This is a genomic window from Microbacterium sp. (genome assembly GCF_040394595.1).
Classification (GTDB): domain Bacteria; phylum Actinomycetota; class Actinomycetes; order Actinomycetales; family Microbacteriaceae; genus Microbacterium.
In genome coordinates this window covers 1-15,557 of record NZ_JBEBSA010000014.1, presented here as the reverse complement: position 1 = coordinate 15,557, position 15,557 = coordinate 1, and the positions used below count along the sequence as shown (strand labels likewise).

The window sequence follows — 15,557 nt, the reverse complement described above, 5'->3', positions numbered from 1 at the left end:
CTCAGGCCTCCGCGCGGTTCCGCCCGATGACCGCGCGCAGCGCCGTGCCGACGGCGGCGATCCCGGCGGCGACCACCACCGGCATCCATTCGACCGCGAGCATCTGCGGGAAGACCTGGGCCGATGCCTGCATCATCTCGGCGATGTCGCCCTGCAGCACTCGCATGCCGAGGCCGTACTGGACCGCTCCGAACGCCGCGGGCACCAGCCACAGGGCTCCGAGGGAGACCAGCCAGACGATCAGGCGCACCGGGGGCCGCAGCCCGCACCAGACGAGCGCGAGGCCGACGACCACGGCGGGCAGCCAGCGCAGCGCGAGCAGGATCCACTCCGGCGCCCCGGAGATCCCCGCGGCGTCGTTGACCCAGAGCCCGACCCAGTTGGCGAACGGCACCGCGGCGAGGGCGGTGCCGAGTGCGGCGACCCCGGTCGAGCGCGCGGTGCACATCCAGAAGGCCAGTTGCGCGACGAGGATCCCGACGACCGCGATGCCGATCAGACCCCCCAGATACAGCACCGCGCGGGCGTCGCCGAGATCGAGGCCCTTCGCATCGGCGACGAAACTCTGCACCACCACGACGATGTGACCGATCAGCACGCCGAGGCCGATCGGCCATGCGGCCCAGGAGCGCGCGAAGGCGCGACGGGCGAGACCCGCGAAGACACCGCCGAGCAGCAGGAGCACGAACATGGTGACCGCGTAGTACTGGCTGACGGGCAGCAGGGCGAAGGGCATCTCGTTCGGAAGCGTGCCGTCCGTCCACAGGTTCTGCAGCGGGAGGATGCCGCCGCTCGCCAGCCACGGCATGATCCCGACGGCGACAGAGACCACCCCGAGGGCGACGCCCGCGAGGCCGTTGCTCTGATGCCGCGGTGCGGCGTGGGCAGGCAGACTCATGGGGTAAACGCTGTCACGCCTTGCTGGGACGGCGCTGTCAGGAGCGTCCGCCGGAGCTCCCGCGGGCGGTGTACCCGAGGGCGTCGAAGGCCGGCTTCAGGTCGTAGATCGAGGGATCGAGCCGCAGGGTCGTCCCATCGGAGCCGTGCAGGATCAGGCGCGGCCGCCCCCGCACCTCGGTGAGCTCGTGCGCCGTCACGTCGCGGTAGGCCATCGCGGACTCGCGACCGAGCACCGTGCGGAAGCGCACGGCGTCCCGCCCGGGCTGCACGAAGCGGTTGCGATAGGCGATCAGCATCAGCAGCCCGACGAGGAGCACGACCACGGATCCGATGCGCAGCGGCACCGGATCCGTGCCGAGCCGGGCGAGGAAGCCGGCGAGGCCGAGGAAGAAGCCGATCGCGGTGAGCAGGCCGCCGATGAGCGGGACGATCTTCGGCATCCGCTGCCGCACCGCCACCGGCGGGGTGTTCGAGGGCCGCCGGAACACCCGCACCACCAGGCCCACCGCGATCGCCACCAGGAGGACGATGAGCAGGATCTTCAGCGCGAGTGCCATGAGCCGACGCTATCAATCCGAGTCGGTGAGGAACGCGACGGCGGCCTCGCGGAAGTCGCGCGACGCGGGCGCGTTGAAGTGGTGCCGACCGGGGATGACGACCAGGCGTCCGTTGGAGGTCGCGTCGGCGAGACGGCGCGAGCCCTCCAGGATCGCGTCCTCCGACCCCGTGGCGAACAGGAGCGGCTGAGGCGGGGCGTTGTCGGGATCCGGGTCGATGCGGGATGAGCGCATCCCGCGCGCGAGGGCGAGGAGCGCCTGCAGGTCGTTGCCGGGGACACGCTCGGTGAGGGCGATGTAGCTCCGGGTCACCGGGTCTTCGACGGGGGCGCCGTGGTCGAGGTGCGCCTGCGCCTGGTCGAGCGACAGACGCTCCAGCGGGGTCCCGTCGGGCACCCCGCCGAGGACCGCCCGGTCGATCCGGTCGGGGATGTCGAGCGCGACCTGCCAGCCGACCCTCCCGCCCAGCGAGTAACCGAGGTACGAGGCGGTGTCGATGAGATAGGTGTCGAGCACGGTCTCCACGTCGGCGGCGAGGGCTCGCAGGCTGTAGGCCGCGGGATCGTGCGGCTTGTCGCTCTGCCCGTGGCCCCGCTGGTCGATGCCGAGCACGCGGAAGCCGGCGCTGCTGAGCCGCCGCATCCATCCGGCGAGCACCCAGTTGTCGTGCGTGTTCGAGGCGAAGCCGTGCACGGCGACGACGACCGGGGCGTCGGGGTCGCCCCAGGAGTACGTCGCGATGCGGATGCCGTCGTCGACGACGATCCGCTGCGGTTCGGGCATCTGCAGGTCGGACAGGGGAAGGGCCACGTGTCCATTCTGCTCCCGGCGCAGGCCTCGGGGCGCGAAGAGGGGTGCGCCGCCGGCATCCGGCGACCCACCCCTCTTCACCTCCTCAGGCGAGGATCGTGCGCTCCAGCCGCTGGAACGACGACTCCATGCCGTCGGCCATGCCGGTGGCGAGGATCATGTCGCGGGTCTCGCGGTCGGGGTACTCGATGTACAGCGTGATCAGCGTCGCGCCGTCCTCCTCGTAGAGGTTGAGGTCGTTGAGGTTGACCGGACCGTCCGTGCCGATCATCTTCTCGGTGGTCACCGCGCGACGCGGCGGCTCGACCAGCAGCACCTCCCCGTCGAATCCGAAGGGCTCGCCCTCGGTGTCCCCCACGGGCGCCCAGGAGGTGCGGTGGGTGTCACCGACGGCGATCCCCGGCGTGACCTCGGTCATCTCCCAGCCGTCGGGGCCGAGCATCCACTGCCGGACGAGCTCCGGCTCGTGGTGCGCCCGCCAGACCAGCTCGCGCGGGCCCTCGATCAGCCGGGTGATGCGCACGTGGGTGTCGTCGAGCAGCTCCACCCGGGTGCCCTTGCCCTGCGCGTACTCGCGGAGGTCCATCAGCACGGCGTCGAGCTGGCTCATGGCCATCTTCGTGCCCTCGACGGCGCCCATCTCGACGACCTGCTCGAGCGCCTCGAGCGAGTCGAAGTAGCTCGTGTTGACCATCCTGGTGCCCTCGCCGGAAGCTTCGAAGGTGGTGACCATCCGCATCGACGGGAAGCCCTCGAGCGGAGCGCCGTCCTCGTCGGTGAAGGAGTCGATGACCTCGAACCGGTGCGGAGCATCGATCGCGAGGAACTCCCACGACCCGGACGAGCGCTCGCCGCGCGGTCCGTGCATCGAGTAGTTCGCACGTCCACCGACCGTGTGGTCGAAGGAGGTGAACGTCGCAGGCCATCCGGGAGGGCCCCAGAAGCGCTCGAGCTGGCGCGGGTCGGCGTAGGCGTTCCACACCCGCTCGACGGGGGCGGCGAAGTCGGCGATCACGGTCATGGTGAGGTTCTCGGGATCGGTGGTGACGTCGGTGACAGGCATTGTCATCTCCTTGCTGATGGTGTTCCGGTCGGTTCAGGAAGGCTGGTCTTCGGCGAGAAGGTCGTCGAGTCGTGCGATGCGGGCGCGCCAGAGCTCCTCGTAGCGGGACAGCAGCGCCTTGGCGCGAGCGATCATGTCGGGGTTCGCGCGGACGAGCCGCTCGCGTCCCTCTGCGCGCTTGATGATGAGCCGCGCCTCTTCGAGCACGGCCACGTGCTTCTGCACCGCGGCGAACGACATGTCGTAGTCGCGGGCGAGGGCGGACACGGACTGTTCGCGCTCGATCGTGCGGCGGAGGATGTCCCGCCGGGTCGACGTCGCGAGTGCGTGGAACACACGGTCGATCTCCGTCTCGCTGAGTTCAATTTGTGTAACCATTTGGTTGTACATTACGACGCGTCGAGGCGCGTGTCAACACTTTCCTTGTCGGGAACGCGGGGCGGGCTGACGCGCGCCGGGGCTGGGCCGTCACCTCCCGCGAGGCCCCCAGCCGGAGAACACCGCGTGCAGCAGCGGCAGCACGGAGACCGACATCATGACGATCGCGAGCGGAACGGCCACCGGAAGCAGCAGCGCGCCGCCGATGAGGAGCCCGGCGAAGAGCACGGCGGAGACGCCACAGCGCACGAGCCGCTCCAGACGCGACAGCCTCCGCTCGATGCGCGAGGTGTCGAAGGTGAGATTCCCCTGCTCGATGCGCGAGATCACCGCGTCGATGCGGCCGGGCAGCCGCAGGGCGACACCGGCGGTGGCCAGCGCCTGCTGGGCGAAGTCCTTCACCACATTGCCGCCCTCCTCGCGGAGCAGCTGAGTGGCATAGGGTTCGACGGGCTCCCAGATGTTGAACTCGGGGTCGATGCCGCTGCACAGGCCCGAGGTGATCGACACCGCGCGGAAGAGCATGAGCAGCCCCTCAGGCAGCTGCACCGGGAGGGAGCGGATCATGTCGCCGAACTCGACGGCGAAGTCCTCGAACTCGCGTGGATCGACATCGCGGAGCTGCGCGAAGCCCATGCCCCCGAAGCGCGAGAACAGCGCGGTGACGGCACGCTCGAGCTCGGCGGTGTCGGCTGAGGGGAGCAGCACCCCGATCTCCTTCACCGCACGCACGAGCGCGGCGCCGTCCCGGGACGCGATGGCGATCACCAGCGAACGGAGACCCGCGCGGGCCTCGGCCGGAACCTCGCCCATCATCCCGAAGTCGATGAACGTGAAACGCCACTCCGGGCCGTCCGGGTCGTGCAGCGGAGTGACGAAGACGTTGCCGGGATGGGGGTCGGCGTGGAAGAAGTTGTGCGTGAAGAGCTGGTCTAACATCACGCCGGCGAAGGCGTCGGCCACCTCGGCCGGATCGATCCCCGCCGCGCGGAGGGCGTCGACGTCGTTGACCTTGATGGCCGTCACGTCTTCGAGCGTGAGCACGCGCCGGGTCGAGCGCTCCCACGCGACCGCCGGCGCGGCGACACGGGCGTCTCCGGCGAAGTTCTCCGCGAAGCGCCCGGCGTTCGCGGCCTCGTGCTGGTAGTCGACCTCTTCCAGACTGGTCCGGGCGAACTCCTCGACGAGCGCAGGGGCGTCCGCCCGTTCCGCGACGAAGCGCACGCGCTTCAGCCATCCGCCCACCCTGCGGAGCGCGGCGAGGTCGACGTCGATGATCTCGTCGATGCCCGGACGCTGGATCTTGATGACGACGTCGACGAATCCGGTGTCGGCCGCGTCGGCGGGTGTGAGCATCGCGCGGTGCGCCTGCCCGAGCGACGCCGCCGCGAGCGGCTGCTCGTCGACCCAGGAGTAGGCGCGATCGAGCGGCATCCCCAGCTCGTGCTCCGCGAGAGCGCGGATCTCGGCGAACGGCACGGCCGGAACCTCGTCCTGCAGCCCGGCCAGCTCCGCGGTGATCTCGGGCGGGAGCACGTCCATGCGCGCGGACAGGAACTGCCCGACCTTGATCATCAGCCCGCCGAGCTCGACCGCGAGCGCATGGAAGCGCCGGGCGATGCCCTGCATCCGCGCGGCGCGCGTGCGCTCGGACATCGCCGCGAGACCGATGCGCGGCAGCAGCAGCTCGAACCACCAGATCTGCACGAAGGTGCGCGCGGCGAAGAGCAGGATGCGCCGGTAGCGGGCGCGCCCGGCGTTCGCCCGGCCACCCCTCACGGAGGCGTCGACGGTCACGCGTCGGCGAGGATCGAGTACAGCTTGCGCCGCGCGTCGTCGAGCACGGCCACGGCCTTCTCCACCTGCTCCGGGGTGCCGGTCTTCGCCACCTGCGCGGCCGCGCCGGCGAGGTCGACCCCGGCCTTGGGCAGCGCGCCGAGACGCGCCTGGTGTCCGCCGTCGCGAGGCGCCTGCGACTCCCACGGGGCCGGCTTCTCAGCATCCGCCGCCTCGCGGCCCTCGTCGGTGAGGGAGTAGGTCTTGCGCCCGCCCTCCTCCTCGGCGCTGATCAGGCCCTCGTCGGAGAGCAGCTGCAGGGTGGGGTACACCGAGCCGGCGCTGGGCTTCCAGGTGCCGCCGCTGCGCTCCTCGATCTCGTGGATGATCTGGTACCCGTGCATGGGCTTCTCCGCGAGCAGCGAGAGCACGGCGGTGCGCACGTCGCCGCGGGCCATGCGGGGTGCGTTGGCGCGCGGATCGAACGAGGCGCGCAGCTGGTCGAGGGTCTCCCAGAGGGATGCTCCGGCGCGGGCGCCGAATGCTGCCGAGGGGAACGTGCCGTTCATGATGACCTCCAAATGGTCTGCCTGGCGATAGTCAACGATATGTCGTTATGTATCGGCAGGGAAGGGCCTGGGAGTTTCGGGGCAGACTGGGGGCATGGACGACCCGCTCGCCGCGCTCGCACCGGATGCCACGCACCGGGATGCCGCGGAGCTGCTCCGCAGCGCCGGCTGGACGGACTGCGGCGCCGGGGACTGGGCGTTCGCGCTGCGCTCCCCGGACGGCGACGTCGTCGCACGCATCAGCCCGTTCGATCCGACGGGGCCCTACGCCGCCCGGCTGTACCGCGATGCGGCCGGCACCCGGCAGGTCCCCGAGCTGCACGCGCACCTCCGGCTCGCCGGAGGAGGCGACCTGCAGCTGATGGAGCGGCTCACAGCGGTGGACGAGGGGGACGCCGCCGCCTTTCACGGGATGCTCGTCGGCGGCGAGCCGGAGCTTCGCGAGCTGGCCGGCATCGTGAACCGCATCCACGCGCAGGCGATCCGGGAGCTCCCCTGGTGCGGCCCCCTCGACACGAACCCGTCGAACGTCATGCGCGGCGCGGACGGGCGCCTGGTGCTCACCGACCCGTACTTCGCGGACGGCCCCGCGCTGTACTCCCTCGCCGGGACCGACCCCGACGCCTTCGCCGCCCGCCTCCCCGAGCCGGAGCGCCGGTACCTGACCGAGATCCCCCTCACCTGGTCCGGCCCGTGGTCGGACGAGGACCGCAAGGCGATGCGCGCCGGCATCGCGGAAGCCGACCGCCGCCGGGAGGCGTGAGACCTGAAGGCACGAGCCGGGAAGCCCGGCTCTACTGGTACCTTCTCACCGCTTCCCTGATCCCATCGGCGTGGGCGTAGATCTCGTCCAGATCATCGATGGGATGCCTCGTCTCGACTTTCTCTTCGTCGAGCAGACCGAGATACTTCTGGCGCCCGTTGAAGTGCAGACGAGCGATGGGCTTGCGGTTGTTGTCATCCAGGAGAACCGCGAAGTAGCTCTTCGCGTCCCGGTGAGTGACACGTTGGGGCTTGACATCACCACATGCGATCGCTTTGACGATCTGGTAGCCCTCGAGCTCATCGAGAGTGGTGACGATCTCGGTATCCCGATCAAGATCCTCAGCGACGACCTCTGCACTTTCCACCGGTGGCACTGACGACGGAACACTCGCCCCGCCGACGACGAGAGCAGTCTTCAGCCTGTCATTGACGCGCTCCGTGAGGAACTGCTGAGCGGCTTTGCCCACTAGGCCGGTGAACTGTTGCCGCACCTTCTGCGTGAAAGAGCCGTCGTACACACGCGAGGTGAAGAACTTGATCCACTCATCGCTCGGGTCCCGGAACTGGGCAGCGATCTCACGCTTGAGCGCACCGACGTACTTCAACTCCTCCGCCGCATTGATGACGGAGTCCAAGTCGAAACTCTCCTTGCTGAGTTTCTGGATCTCTGGGATGAGGGTCTCGTCGACGTCGCCCATGTCGAGCACCAGAAAGGGTTTGGGATCCATGCGATTCGGCGCGTCCAGATCGGTATAGAACTGCCACTCGACACCATTCGTAAGGACGGCGATCCGCGCGTTCGTGACCGCGAAGTACCGATAGAGCTGAGAAGCATGCTCGAACTTCAGGGCACCCTTGGAGACCTTGCACTCGACGAGGATCTGCGCTTCGCCCCCGCGCATGATCGCGTAGTCGATCTTCTCCCCTTTCTTGGTCCCGACGTCGGCGGTGAACTCGGGCACCACCTCGAGCGGGTCGAAGACGTCGTACCCGAGGATGGTCGAGATGAAGGGCATGACGAACGCGTTCTTCGTCGCTTCCTCGGTCCCGATGGCAGACGCCTGGTTCTTCACTTTCTCAGCGAGAGACTCAAGCCGTTCAGCAAATTCCATGTCGTTCCGATCTCCATTGAGCGGGCAGATAGCTCTGAGAGTAGCGGAGAGTGCGACCCTGATGGCTTTGTTCTCCAAAGCGCCGTCGAGGAACATGGAGACTCTGGCGGCCAGCGGGGGAAAGCGCTAGCCTGCCCGAAAGAGCCCCCCACTCGAAAGCGTGACCATGCCCAACCCGAATCAGGGCGGGTCGAACGGTTCACGGTCGCCGCAGCGTCGCGACGCCCCGAACCCGACTCCGCCCGCACCCGCCGGCGCGCCCCGCTCGAAGGCCCTGCCGTTCGTCGTCATCGCCGCTGTGATCCTCGTGCCGCTCTTCGTCTTCGCACCGGCCGCGGTGGCGCTCCTCGGTCTCGTGGTCCTCGGCGTCGCCGTGTACGCGCTCATCCGCGGCGCTGCTCCTCGCCTGCGGCTGCGTTCGCGCGCCTCCGCGGGCGCGGCGCTCGCCGTCGGCCTCGCGCTGATGCTCGGCGGGGGCGGTGCGAACGCGATGATGCATCCCGGGACCGCCACGCCGGAAGGCCCCCAGGCGCTTCCGGCGCCGACCGCGACCACGGCGGCCCCGACGCCTGCCCCGGTGGAGACGACGTTCGACGAGCTCCGGGAGAGCACCTCGATCCCGTTCGAGAAGACGACCGTCGACGACCCGCAGCGCGATGTCGGCACGACGGCGATCACGACCGCGGGAGTCGCCGGCACCAAGGTGACCACCTACCGCGTGGAGTACCACGACGGGGTCGAGATCTCCCGGCTGCAGATCTCCGAGGAGGTCACCGTGCCGCCGGTCGACGAGGTGACGTCAAGGGGCACGAAGCAGCCCGTCGCCGCACCCGTGCCGTTCGTCGAGAAGGCTGAGGACGCGAAATGCCACCCGAGCTACGCCGGGGCGTGCGTGCCGTTCGCATCCGACGTCGACTGCGCCGGCGGCAAGGGAGACGGACCCGCCTACGTGCGAGGCCCCGTCCGCGTCGTCGGACCGGACGTCTACAAGCTCGACCGTGACGGAGACGGCATCGCCTGCGCGAAGTAGGACAGTGCCTCGCTGTCAGGGCGCGAGGTCGGCGAGCACGATGGCCGCGTGCCGACGGATCACCTCGAACGGCGAGTCGAGCGCGGCGCGGGCCGTATCGGCCTCACCCGGATCGATGCGGCAGTACCCGCTGCCGGGGGAGAGCTCCTCGAGCATCTCGGCGGCGAGGGATTCCTCTTCCGCGAGAGCGCTCGCCAGCGGTGCGTAGTCGAGCGGCAGATGCACGACGGCCTGGTCGCGGAACGACGTCAGCGGTGCGGCGAGCGCGCGCCGCAGGACGGCCCGCGGGAGGCGGCTCCGCTCCGCGAGCACGATGTCGAGGCGACCCAGTCGTGAGAGCGCCGCCGCAGCCCACGCCAGGTCGGGCTCGGACCTCCGCCTCCCGCCGAGCATGCCGGCGAGCGCTCCGATCACCGCGGGGTCGGCGATGCCGACGTCCGCGAGCAGCTTGGCCCATCGCCATCCGTCGCGGGATCGCGGCATCCTCTCGATCGCCACGTCGACCACGTGCTCTCCGAGCCCGGTGAGCACACGCGCGGCGACCTCCGTCGAGACTGCGCCGCGGGCGGGCGTCTCCAGGATGTCCGCGAGCGCTCGAGCACGTTCGTCAGGAGGCAGGCCGTCGAGCCGGGAGAGCTCGCGGGCCTCTTCGTCGAGCTCCGGGAAGTGCGTGCGGAGCTGCGCCACACTGAGGCTCAGCGGCACCATCTCCCAGGCCTCGTCCATGGCGACGGCGATGAACCGCCGCTCGACGGACCCCTCGGCCACCAACCGCGCCCTGGCCTTCTTCGCCGCTTTCGCGAAGGTGCGGAGATAGCGGTCGTAGGTCTTCTCCCAGCGCTCGTCGTCACCGGCCGCCGCATACGCCTCGACCATCGCCGCCCACCCCTCGTCCTCCGACGTCGGATCGAGCTGCAGCGACCAGTCGGCAGGACTCCAGCGCAGGTCGTCGGCGGAGAAGCGGGTCCCCTCCACGACCGAGGCGAGGTCCTCCTCCGTCGCGATCGCCAGCGAAGGCCAGGCGATCGCGCCGCCGGTCTCCCCGGAGAAGACGTGGAACGCCGCACCGTAGATGCGATCCGAGGGTCGCGCCCGGCGATGGGCGTGGATCGCCGTGACGAGACGATCCGTCATGTGGTCGGCGAGCGACCGCCAATCGGGCGATGCCGGACGCGCGTCAGGCACGGCGGCCGATCGAACGGAGAAGCATGTCCGACACTGTATCGAGGGCGGAGGACATCAGGAGTCCGGCGCCGCGATGCCCCGCAGCACCAGTCCGCTCAGCGCCGCCGCCCTCTCGGAGTCCATGCGGACCCCGAGCAGCGCGCTGTACGACCCGATCGCGATGAGCTGGTCGGCCACGATCCCGGCGTCGACATCCGGTCGAACCTCCCCCGCCTGCACGGCGCGCGCGAGCCGTTCCGCGGTCCAGGCCCGGAGAGGAGCGGCGAGACGTTCGTTCAGGCGGGCGCCCAGCTCCGGGTCCGTCGCGGTCACGACGATCAGCGCGCGAGCCAGGGCGACGGTCTCCCCGGATCCTTCCCCCTGCGCGGAGAACACCGCCCGGAGGTCGGCTGTGAGATCGTCGGTGATCGGCAGCGCAGGGGCGGGCAGCTCGCCCTCCACCAGCGCCTCGCCCAGGATCGCCGCCTTCGACGGCCACCAGCGGTAGATCGTCTGCTTCGCGACGTCGGCCTCGGCGGCGAGGCCCTCGATCGTCACTGCCTCGTATCCCCCCGCGGCGAGCGCGCGGCGCATGGCCGCCAGCACCGACTGGCGGGCTTTCTCACTGCGAGGACGAGGCACCCTCCGAGCGTACCGAGGAGTACAATAAATGGACGCATCGTTGCGAAACTCTCGAGCAAGGAGACACCATGGCCCTGACCGCGCACTCCACCATCGGCGAGTGGCTGAACGATCCGACCGGCGGAACCCTCATCCGCGGGCTCTTCGAGAAGACCGGCGCCGACCCCGAACTGCTCACGCCCGTGCTCGGCCTCCCCCTGCAGCAGCTCGTCGCGATGAGCCAGGGAGCCCTCCCGCAGTCAGTCGTCGACGATCTGGTCCGGGCGACCAACGGAGGCGAGATCCCCGAGGACTCCGAGCCGCACGGCTGGACCGAGAAGCCCACCGCGGGGCGCTTCTCGGGCAAGACCGTGATCGTCACCGGCGCGGCATCCGGGATCGGCAGGGCCACCGCATCCCGCATCGCGCGCGAAGGCGGACGGGTCATCGCCAGCGACATCGCGGCGGACAGGCTCGACGCGCTGAAGCGTGACTTCCCGGACATCGTCACGGTCGCCGGCGACCTCACACAGCAGGACGCGATCGACGCCGTCATCGCGGCAGCGGGAGATCGCATCGACGGGCTGGCCAACGTCGCCGGCATCAACGACGACTTCTCCCCCGCCGGAGAGACCACCGACGAGGTGTGGGACCGCGTCATCGCGATCAACCTCACCGCTCCCTTCAAGCTCATGCGCGCGGTGCTGCCGATCATGGAGGCCGCGGGGAGCGGCGCCGTGCTCAACGTCTCGAGCGAGGCCGGGCTCCGCGGCAACGCCTCGGGCAACGCGTACACCGCCAGCAAGCACGGCATCATCGGCGTGACCCGGTCGGCGGCGTTCATGTACGGGCCGAAGGGCATCCGCGTGAACTCCGTGGCCCCGGGCGGCGTCGCCACAGGCATCCCGATGCCTCCGCACATGTCGGAGTACGGCTCCGGACGGCTGGCCCCGTTCCAGCAGGCGATCCCCACGGTCGCCACCGCCGAGCACCTCGCCGCGTCGATCACGTTCCTGCTCTCCGACGACGCCGTGAACATCAACGGCGCGATCCTCGCCTCCGATGGCGGCTGGTCGGTGCAGTAGGGGTCGGGGAGCCGGCCCGCACGGTAGCCGTGCAACCGTCCCGGAGGATCGAGGGACCTGTCCGATGTCGGAGGCTGGTGCGAGAATCCGGGTATGAGGCTCTCCGAGCTCGTCGAGACCGCCGGCAACGTCGCAGCCACGTCGTCGCGGCTCGCGAAGATCGACGCGCTCGCGCAACTGCTCGAACGCGCGGAGGCCGATGAGGTCGCGATCCTCGTCGGCCTGCTGCTCGCGTCGCCGCGCCAGGGGCGGCTGGGCGTCGGCTGGCGCGGTGTCTCCGCGCTCGACGTCGCACACGTCGATGTCCCGACGCTCACGCTGTCCGAAGTCGACGCCGCCTTCGAACGTCTCGCGCAGGCCTCCGGCCCCGGGTCGGCGACACTCCGCACCAACCTGCTCACCGGGCTCGCCGCGACAGCGACCGACTCCGAGTGGGACTTCCTCGCCCGCGCGATGCTGGGCGAGCTGCGCACCGGAGCGCTCGGCGGCGTGCTGCTCGATGCGATCGCCCGCGCCTCCGGACGCGCACCCGCTTCGGTGCGCCGGGCGGCGATGCTCTCCGGCGACCTCGGCGACACCGCCCTGCTCGCGTTGACCGGCACCGCGGACGACCTCGACGCGGTCGGCCTGCGCGTCGGACGCCCTGTCCTGCCGATGCTCGCCGCCTCCGCGGCGTCGCCCTCCGCGGCGATCGAGCTCACGGGTGAGGCATCCGTGGAGTACAAGCTCGACGGAGCCCGCATCCAGGTGCACCGCCACGGCGACGAGGTCGGCGTCTTCACGCGCAGCCTGGCCGATGTCACCCACCGCCTCCCGGAGATCGTCGAGATCGTTCGAGCGCTGCCCGCACACGATCTGATCCTCGACGGCGAGACGCTGTCCCTCGATGAGAGCGGCGCGCCGCGCCCCTTCCAGCAGACCATGTCCCGTTTCGGCGCCGACGTCTCGCGTGAACTGACGCTCCGGCCCTGGTTCTTCGACCTGCTGCACGTCGACGGCCGTGATCTTCTCGACGAGCCTCTCTCGACCCGGCTCGCCGAGCTCGACCGCATCGCCGGGGAGTGGCGGGTGCCCGGCATCGTCACCCGCGATCCTTCGACCGCCGAACAGCTGTCCCGCGACGCGCTCGCCGCCGGCCATGAGGGCGTTGTCGTCAAGGCGATCGACTCGGCGTACACAGCAGGTCGTCGCGGGAAGTCCTGGATCAAGGTCAAGCCCGTGCTCACCTTCGACCTCGTCGTGCTCGGCGCGGAGTGGGGCTCCGGGCGCCGACGCGGACTGCTGTCGAACCTGCACCTCGGCGCCCGCGATCCTCAGGGGGAGTTCGGCGAGCCCGGCGGATTCGTCATGGTGGGCAAGACCTTCAAGGGACTCACCGACGAGCTGCTGCGCTGGCAGACGGAGACGTTCCCCGGCTACGAGAGCCACCGCACGCCCTACACGGTGCTGCTGCGACCGGAGCTCGTCGTCGAGATCGCGATCGACGGCGTGCAGCACTCCCCCCGGTATCCGGGCGGCATCGCACTGCGCTTCGCACGGGTCAAGGGATACCGCCCCGACAAGGGTCCAGCTGACGCCGACACCATCCAGGCCCTCCGCGGACTGCTGCGCGGCTGACGATCGCGGACGGAGGGTGCCCCGATTCGCTGACACCGTCACGAATCCCGCACAGATCCGATCCATCCGCCCGCAGAACGGGACACCACCCGCAGAACGGGACACCGCCCCTGCGAAATGTGGCACCTCGCGTATGGGCAAGATCCGCCACCCGAACCGCGGACACTGTCACGAATCCCAGACAGATCCGAACCCATCCGTCCGCAGAACGGGACACCGTCCGCGGAACGGCCGGTCCGGGGCTCGAAACACAGACCCACCACAACCCGATCCACCGAACGGGCCAGTCCCGAACCGCGGACACTGTCACGAATCCCAGACAGATCCGAACCCATCCGTCCGCAGAACGGGACACCGTCCGCGGAACGGCCGGTCCGGGGCTCGAAACACAGACCCACCACAACCCGATCCACCGAACGGGCCAGTCCCGAACCGCGGACACTGTCACGAATCCCGGACAGATCCGGACCCATCCGTCCGCAGAACGGGACACCGTCCGTGGAACGGCCCGGCCCGACAGACCCCCGCCCACCACGTGACCTCCCTCGCGCTAGAGTCGCGGATGTGACCTCTCGCCCCGCGTGGCATCCCGATCCGACAGGTCGCTTCGAGCAGCGATACTGGGACGGCGCGATGTGGACCGACCACGTCTGGGCGCGGGGCCAGCAGGGCGTGGATCCTCTGATCCCCACCGCCGAAGCGGCACGCCCCGCGATGGTCGCCGCCGCCCCGAACGATCCCGCCACGCGTTACACCCCGCCGCCGGCGCCCGCACTGGAGCGCAGGGCCTTTCCGCCCGGCTGGTCGCAGAAGAAACGCGAGAAGATGACCGCGGAGGCCTCACGGTATCTCTTCCCCGGCGAGAACGTGCTCTATCAAGGCAACGGCGGCACGTGGAGGCCGCTGGCCAACGACCTCGTCGTCACCGACCTGCGCGTGTTCAGCTTCGGGGTCAACGGCATCGGGATCAGCGTCGAGACGCAGGACCTCATCGCGGCCGAAGCCGATGCGAATCGCGGTGCAGTGACGCTCACCGACACTTCGGGCATCCCGAAGGTCTTCAGCTCGATCTCCCCGAAGGACGTCGCCGATGTCCATACGGCGGTCGAGGCGGCACGCGCCTCCGATCCATCGCCCGAGGCGCGCGGGGCGGTGCGAGCCGCCGCCATCCGGGACGCCGAAGAGCTGCGACTCGCAGACCTGACCATCCGCGAGCGGTGGCCCGCAACGATGATCTACGGCGACGTGTCCCGGAAATCCGAGACGGCGATCCGCGCGCTCTGCGCACGCGACGAGGCGCCGTGGCTCGTGATAGCGCCGGGATTCGCACAGGGTGTGCTCGCAGCCTTCGACGATCGCCTCGCGATCATCAAGACCGGTGCCATGACGAGCCTCATGGCCGGCTCTCTCGGCGGCGAGCGGAGCACCACCTTCTACTTCGCCGATGTCAACGCGATCGAGTACAACTCCGGCTTCATGAACGGCGTGCTCGAGGTGCTCACCGCGAGCTATCAGGGGACGGCGAACAAGGACTTCTGGCGCGGGACCGATCAGTCGCGCAATGCCGACAGCAACGACCCCTACACGCTCAGCAACACGCTGCCGATGGCCAAGGTCGTGTATCGGGAATGCGCGCCGCAGATCCAGGAACTGCGAGCACGGATCTCCGGCGCCAAGCGTCCAGCGCCCGTGGTGATCTCCGCACCGGCGGCAGCAGTGGCACCCGGGCTCGGCGATCAGCTGGAGAAGCTCGCTGCGCTGCGTGCGGCGGGCGCGCTCACCGAGGAGGAGTTCATGGCGGCGAAGGCACGGCTGATGGCCGGCTGACGCCGCGACTTCCGGCCTCGTCTTGCGCCCGCGTCTGCGCCCCGGATCCCGTCCGGAATCCCGGACGAATCGGCCCGCGAGACAGGACGGCATCCACCAGACCCCACCCGCCCGAACCCCAGACCCCGTCACGAATCCCGGACGAATCAGACGGATCGGCCCGCGAACCGGGACACCACCCGCCAAACGGGACCACCCACCAAACCCCACCCGCCCGAATCCCAGACCCCGTCACGAACCCCGGACGAATCAGACGGATCGGCCCGCGAAACGGGACACCACC

Annotated in this window: 15 protein-coding genes; 5 read left to right on the top strand and 10 right to left on the bottom strand. The window is 69.8% G+C overall.

What is annotated here, in order from left to right; all coding sequences use genetic code 11:
* Position 1: 1 nt before the first annotated feature.
* From ABWO84_RS12530 to ABWO84_RS12500, 7 genes are all read right to left on the bottom strand, one after another.
* A complete protein-coding gene (locus ABWO84_RS12530; RefSeq protein WP_353115016.1) occupies positions 2-898 on the bottom strand; it encodes a hypothetical protein in 897 nt (298 codons plus the stop codon).
* Between the two features lie 37 nt (positions 899-935).
* Positions 936-1,457, bottom strand: a complete 522-nt coding sequence (locus tag ABWO84_RS12525; RefSeq protein ID WP_353115014.1) for a hypothetical protein — start codon at positions 1,455-1,457, stop codon at positions 936-938.
* Between the two features lie 12 nt (positions 1,458-1,469).
* Positions 1,470-2,267: an alpha/beta fold hydrolase gene (locus ABWO84_RS12520; RefSeq protein ID WP_353115012.1), complete on the bottom strand. Its 798-nt coding sequence runs from the start codon at positions 2,265-2,267 to the stop codon at positions 1,470-1,472.
* Positions 2,268-2,352: 85 nt separating this feature from the next.
* Positions 2,353-3,330, bottom strand: coding sequence for an SRPBCC family protein (locus ABWO84_RS12515; RefSeq protein ID WP_353115010.1), 978 nt, complete (start codon positions 3,328-3,330; stop codon positions 2,353-2,355).
* Positions 3,331-3,363: 33 nt separating this feature from the next.
* A complete protein-coding gene (locus ABWO84_RS12510) occupies positions 3,364-3,708 on the bottom strand; it encodes an ArsR/SmtB family transcription factor (RefSeq protein WP_353115008.1) in 345 nt (114 codons plus the stop codon).
* A 90-nt stretch (positions 3,709-3,798) separates the two neighbouring features.
* Complete coding sequence (locus ABWO84_RS12505) at positions 3,799-5,505, bottom strand: ABC1 kinase family protein (RefSeq protein WP_353115006.1); 1,707 nt, start codon at positions 5,503-5,505, stop codon at positions 3,799-3,801.
* Positions 5,502-6,053: a PadR family transcriptional regulator gene (locus ABWO84_RS12500; RefSeq protein WP_353115004.1), complete on the bottom strand. Its 552-nt coding sequence runs from the start codon at positions 6,051-6,053 to the stop codon at positions 5,502-5,504. The genes ABWO84_RS12505 and ABWO84_RS12500 overlap by 4 nt, the downstream gene beginning before the upstream one ends.
* Before the next feature lie 94 nt (positions 6,054-6,147).
* On the opposite strand from ABWO84_RS12500, the gene ABWO84_RS12495 reads away from it, so the two are divergent.
* A complete protein-coding gene (locus tag ABWO84_RS12495) occupies positions 6,148-6,816 on the top strand; it encodes a hypothetical protein (protein WP_353115002.1) in 669 nt (222 codons plus the stop codon).
* A gap of 31 nt (positions 6,817-6,847) precedes the next feature.
* On the opposite strand, the gene ABWO84_RS12490 is transcribed toward ABWO84_RS12495, so the two are convergent.
* Positions 6,848-7,930, bottom strand: coding sequence for a type I restriction endonuclease (locus ABWO84_RS12490; RefSeq protein WP_353115101.1), 1,083 nt, complete (start codon positions 7,928-7,930; stop codon positions 6,848-6,850).
* A gap of 166 nt (positions 7,931-8,096) precedes the next feature.
* On the opposite strand from ABWO84_RS12490, the gene ABWO84_RS12485 reads away from it, so the two are divergent.
* Complete coding sequence (locus ABWO84_RS12485; RefSeq protein WP_353115000.1) at positions 8,097-8,960, top strand: G5 domain-containing protein; 864 nt, start codon at positions 8,097-8,099, stop codon at positions 8,958-8,960.
* A 15-nt stretch (positions 8,961-8,975) separates the two neighbouring features.
* Here ABWO84_RS12485 and ABWO84_RS12480 read toward each other — a convergent pair whose 3' ends face one another.
* On the bottom strand, positions 8,976-10,145 hold the full coding sequence (locus ABWO84_RS12480) for a DUF4303 domain-containing protein (RefSeq protein WP_353114998.1): 1,170 nt from the start codon (positions 10,143-10,145) through the stop codon (positions 8,976-8,978).
* A 54-nt stretch (positions 10,146-10,199) separates the two neighbouring features.
* Positions 10,200-10,766, bottom strand: coding sequence for a TetR/AcrR family transcriptional regulator (locus ABWO84_RS12475; RefSeq protein ID WP_353114996.1), 567 nt, complete (start codon positions 10,764-10,766; stop codon positions 10,200-10,202).
* Positions 10,767-10,834: 68 nt separating this feature from the next.
* Between ABWO84_RS12475 and ABWO84_RS12470 the strand changes: the two genes are divergently transcribed.
* The 3 genes from ABWO84_RS12470 (at position 10,835) to ABWO84_RS12460 (ending at position 15,274) form a co-directional block, all read left to right on the top strand.
* On the top strand, positions 10,835-11,830 hold the full coding sequence (locus ABWO84_RS12470; protein ID WP_353114994.1) for an SDR family NAD(P)-dependent oxidoreductase: 996 nt from the start codon (positions 10,835-10,837) through the stop codon (positions 11,828-11,830).
* A gap of 93 nt (positions 11,831-11,923) precedes the next feature.
* The gene (locus ABWO84_RS12465) at positions 11,924-13,447 is read left to right on the top strand and encodes an ATP-dependent DNA ligase (protein WP_353114992.1); all 1,524 of its coding nucleotides are present in this window, start codon (positions 11,924-11,926) and stop codon (positions 13,445-13,447) included.
* 564 nt (positions 13,448-14,011) lie between these two features.
* Positions 14,012-15,274, top strand: a complete 1,263-nt coding sequence (locus ABWO84_RS12460) for a DUF2510 domain-containing protein (RefSeq protein WP_353114990.1) — start codon at positions 14,012-14,014, stop codon at positions 15,272-15,274.
* Positions 15,275-15,557 lie beyond the last annotated feature (283 nt).

What these genes read in the sequence shown, in the direction of transcription:
- ABWO84_RS12530 (WP_353115016.1), bottom strand. Translation starts at nt 898, where the DNA reads ATGAGTCTGCCTGCCCACGCCGCACCGCGGCATCAGAGCAACGGCCTC.
- ABWO84_RS12525 (WP_353115014.1), bottom strand. Translation starts at nt 1,457, where the DNA reads ATGGCACTCGCGCTGAAGATCCTGCTCATCGTCCTCCTGGTGGCGATC.
- ABWO84_RS12515 (WP_353115010.1), bottom strand. Translation starts at nt 3,330, where the DNA reads ATGCCTGTCACCGACGTCACCACCGATCCCGAGAACCTCACCATGACC.
- ABWO84_RS12510 (WP_353115008.1), bottom strand. Translation starts at nt 3,708, where the DNA reads ATGGTTACACAAATTGAACTCAGCGAGACGGAGATCGACCGTGTGTTC.
- ABWO84_RS12500 (WP_353115004.1), bottom strand. Translation starts at nt 6,053, where the DNA reads ATGAACGGCACGTTCCCCTCGGCAGCATTCGGCGCCCGCGCCGGAGCA.
- ABWO84_RS12495 (WP_353115002.1), top strand. Translation starts at nt 6,148, where the DNA reads ATGGACGACCCGCTCGCCGCGCTCGCACCGGATGCCACGCACCGGGAT.
- ABWO84_RS12490 (WP_353115101.1), bottom strand. Translation starts at nt 7,930, where the DNA reads ATGGAATTTGCTGAACGGCTTGAGTCTCTCGCTGAGAAAGTGAAGAAC.
- ABWO84_RS12485 (WP_353115000.1), top strand. Translation starts at nt 8,097, where the DNA reads ATGCCCAACCCGAATCAGGGCGGGTCGAACGGTTCACGGTCGCCGCAG.
- ABWO84_RS12470 (WP_353114994.1), top strand. Translation starts at nt 10,835, where the DNA reads ATGGCCCTGACCGCGCACTCCACCATCGGCGAGTGGCTGAACGATCCG.
- ABWO84_RS12465 (WP_353114992.1), top strand. Translation starts at nt 11,924, where the DNA reads ATGAGGCTCTCCGAGCTCGTCGAGACCGCCGGCAACGTCGCAGCCACG.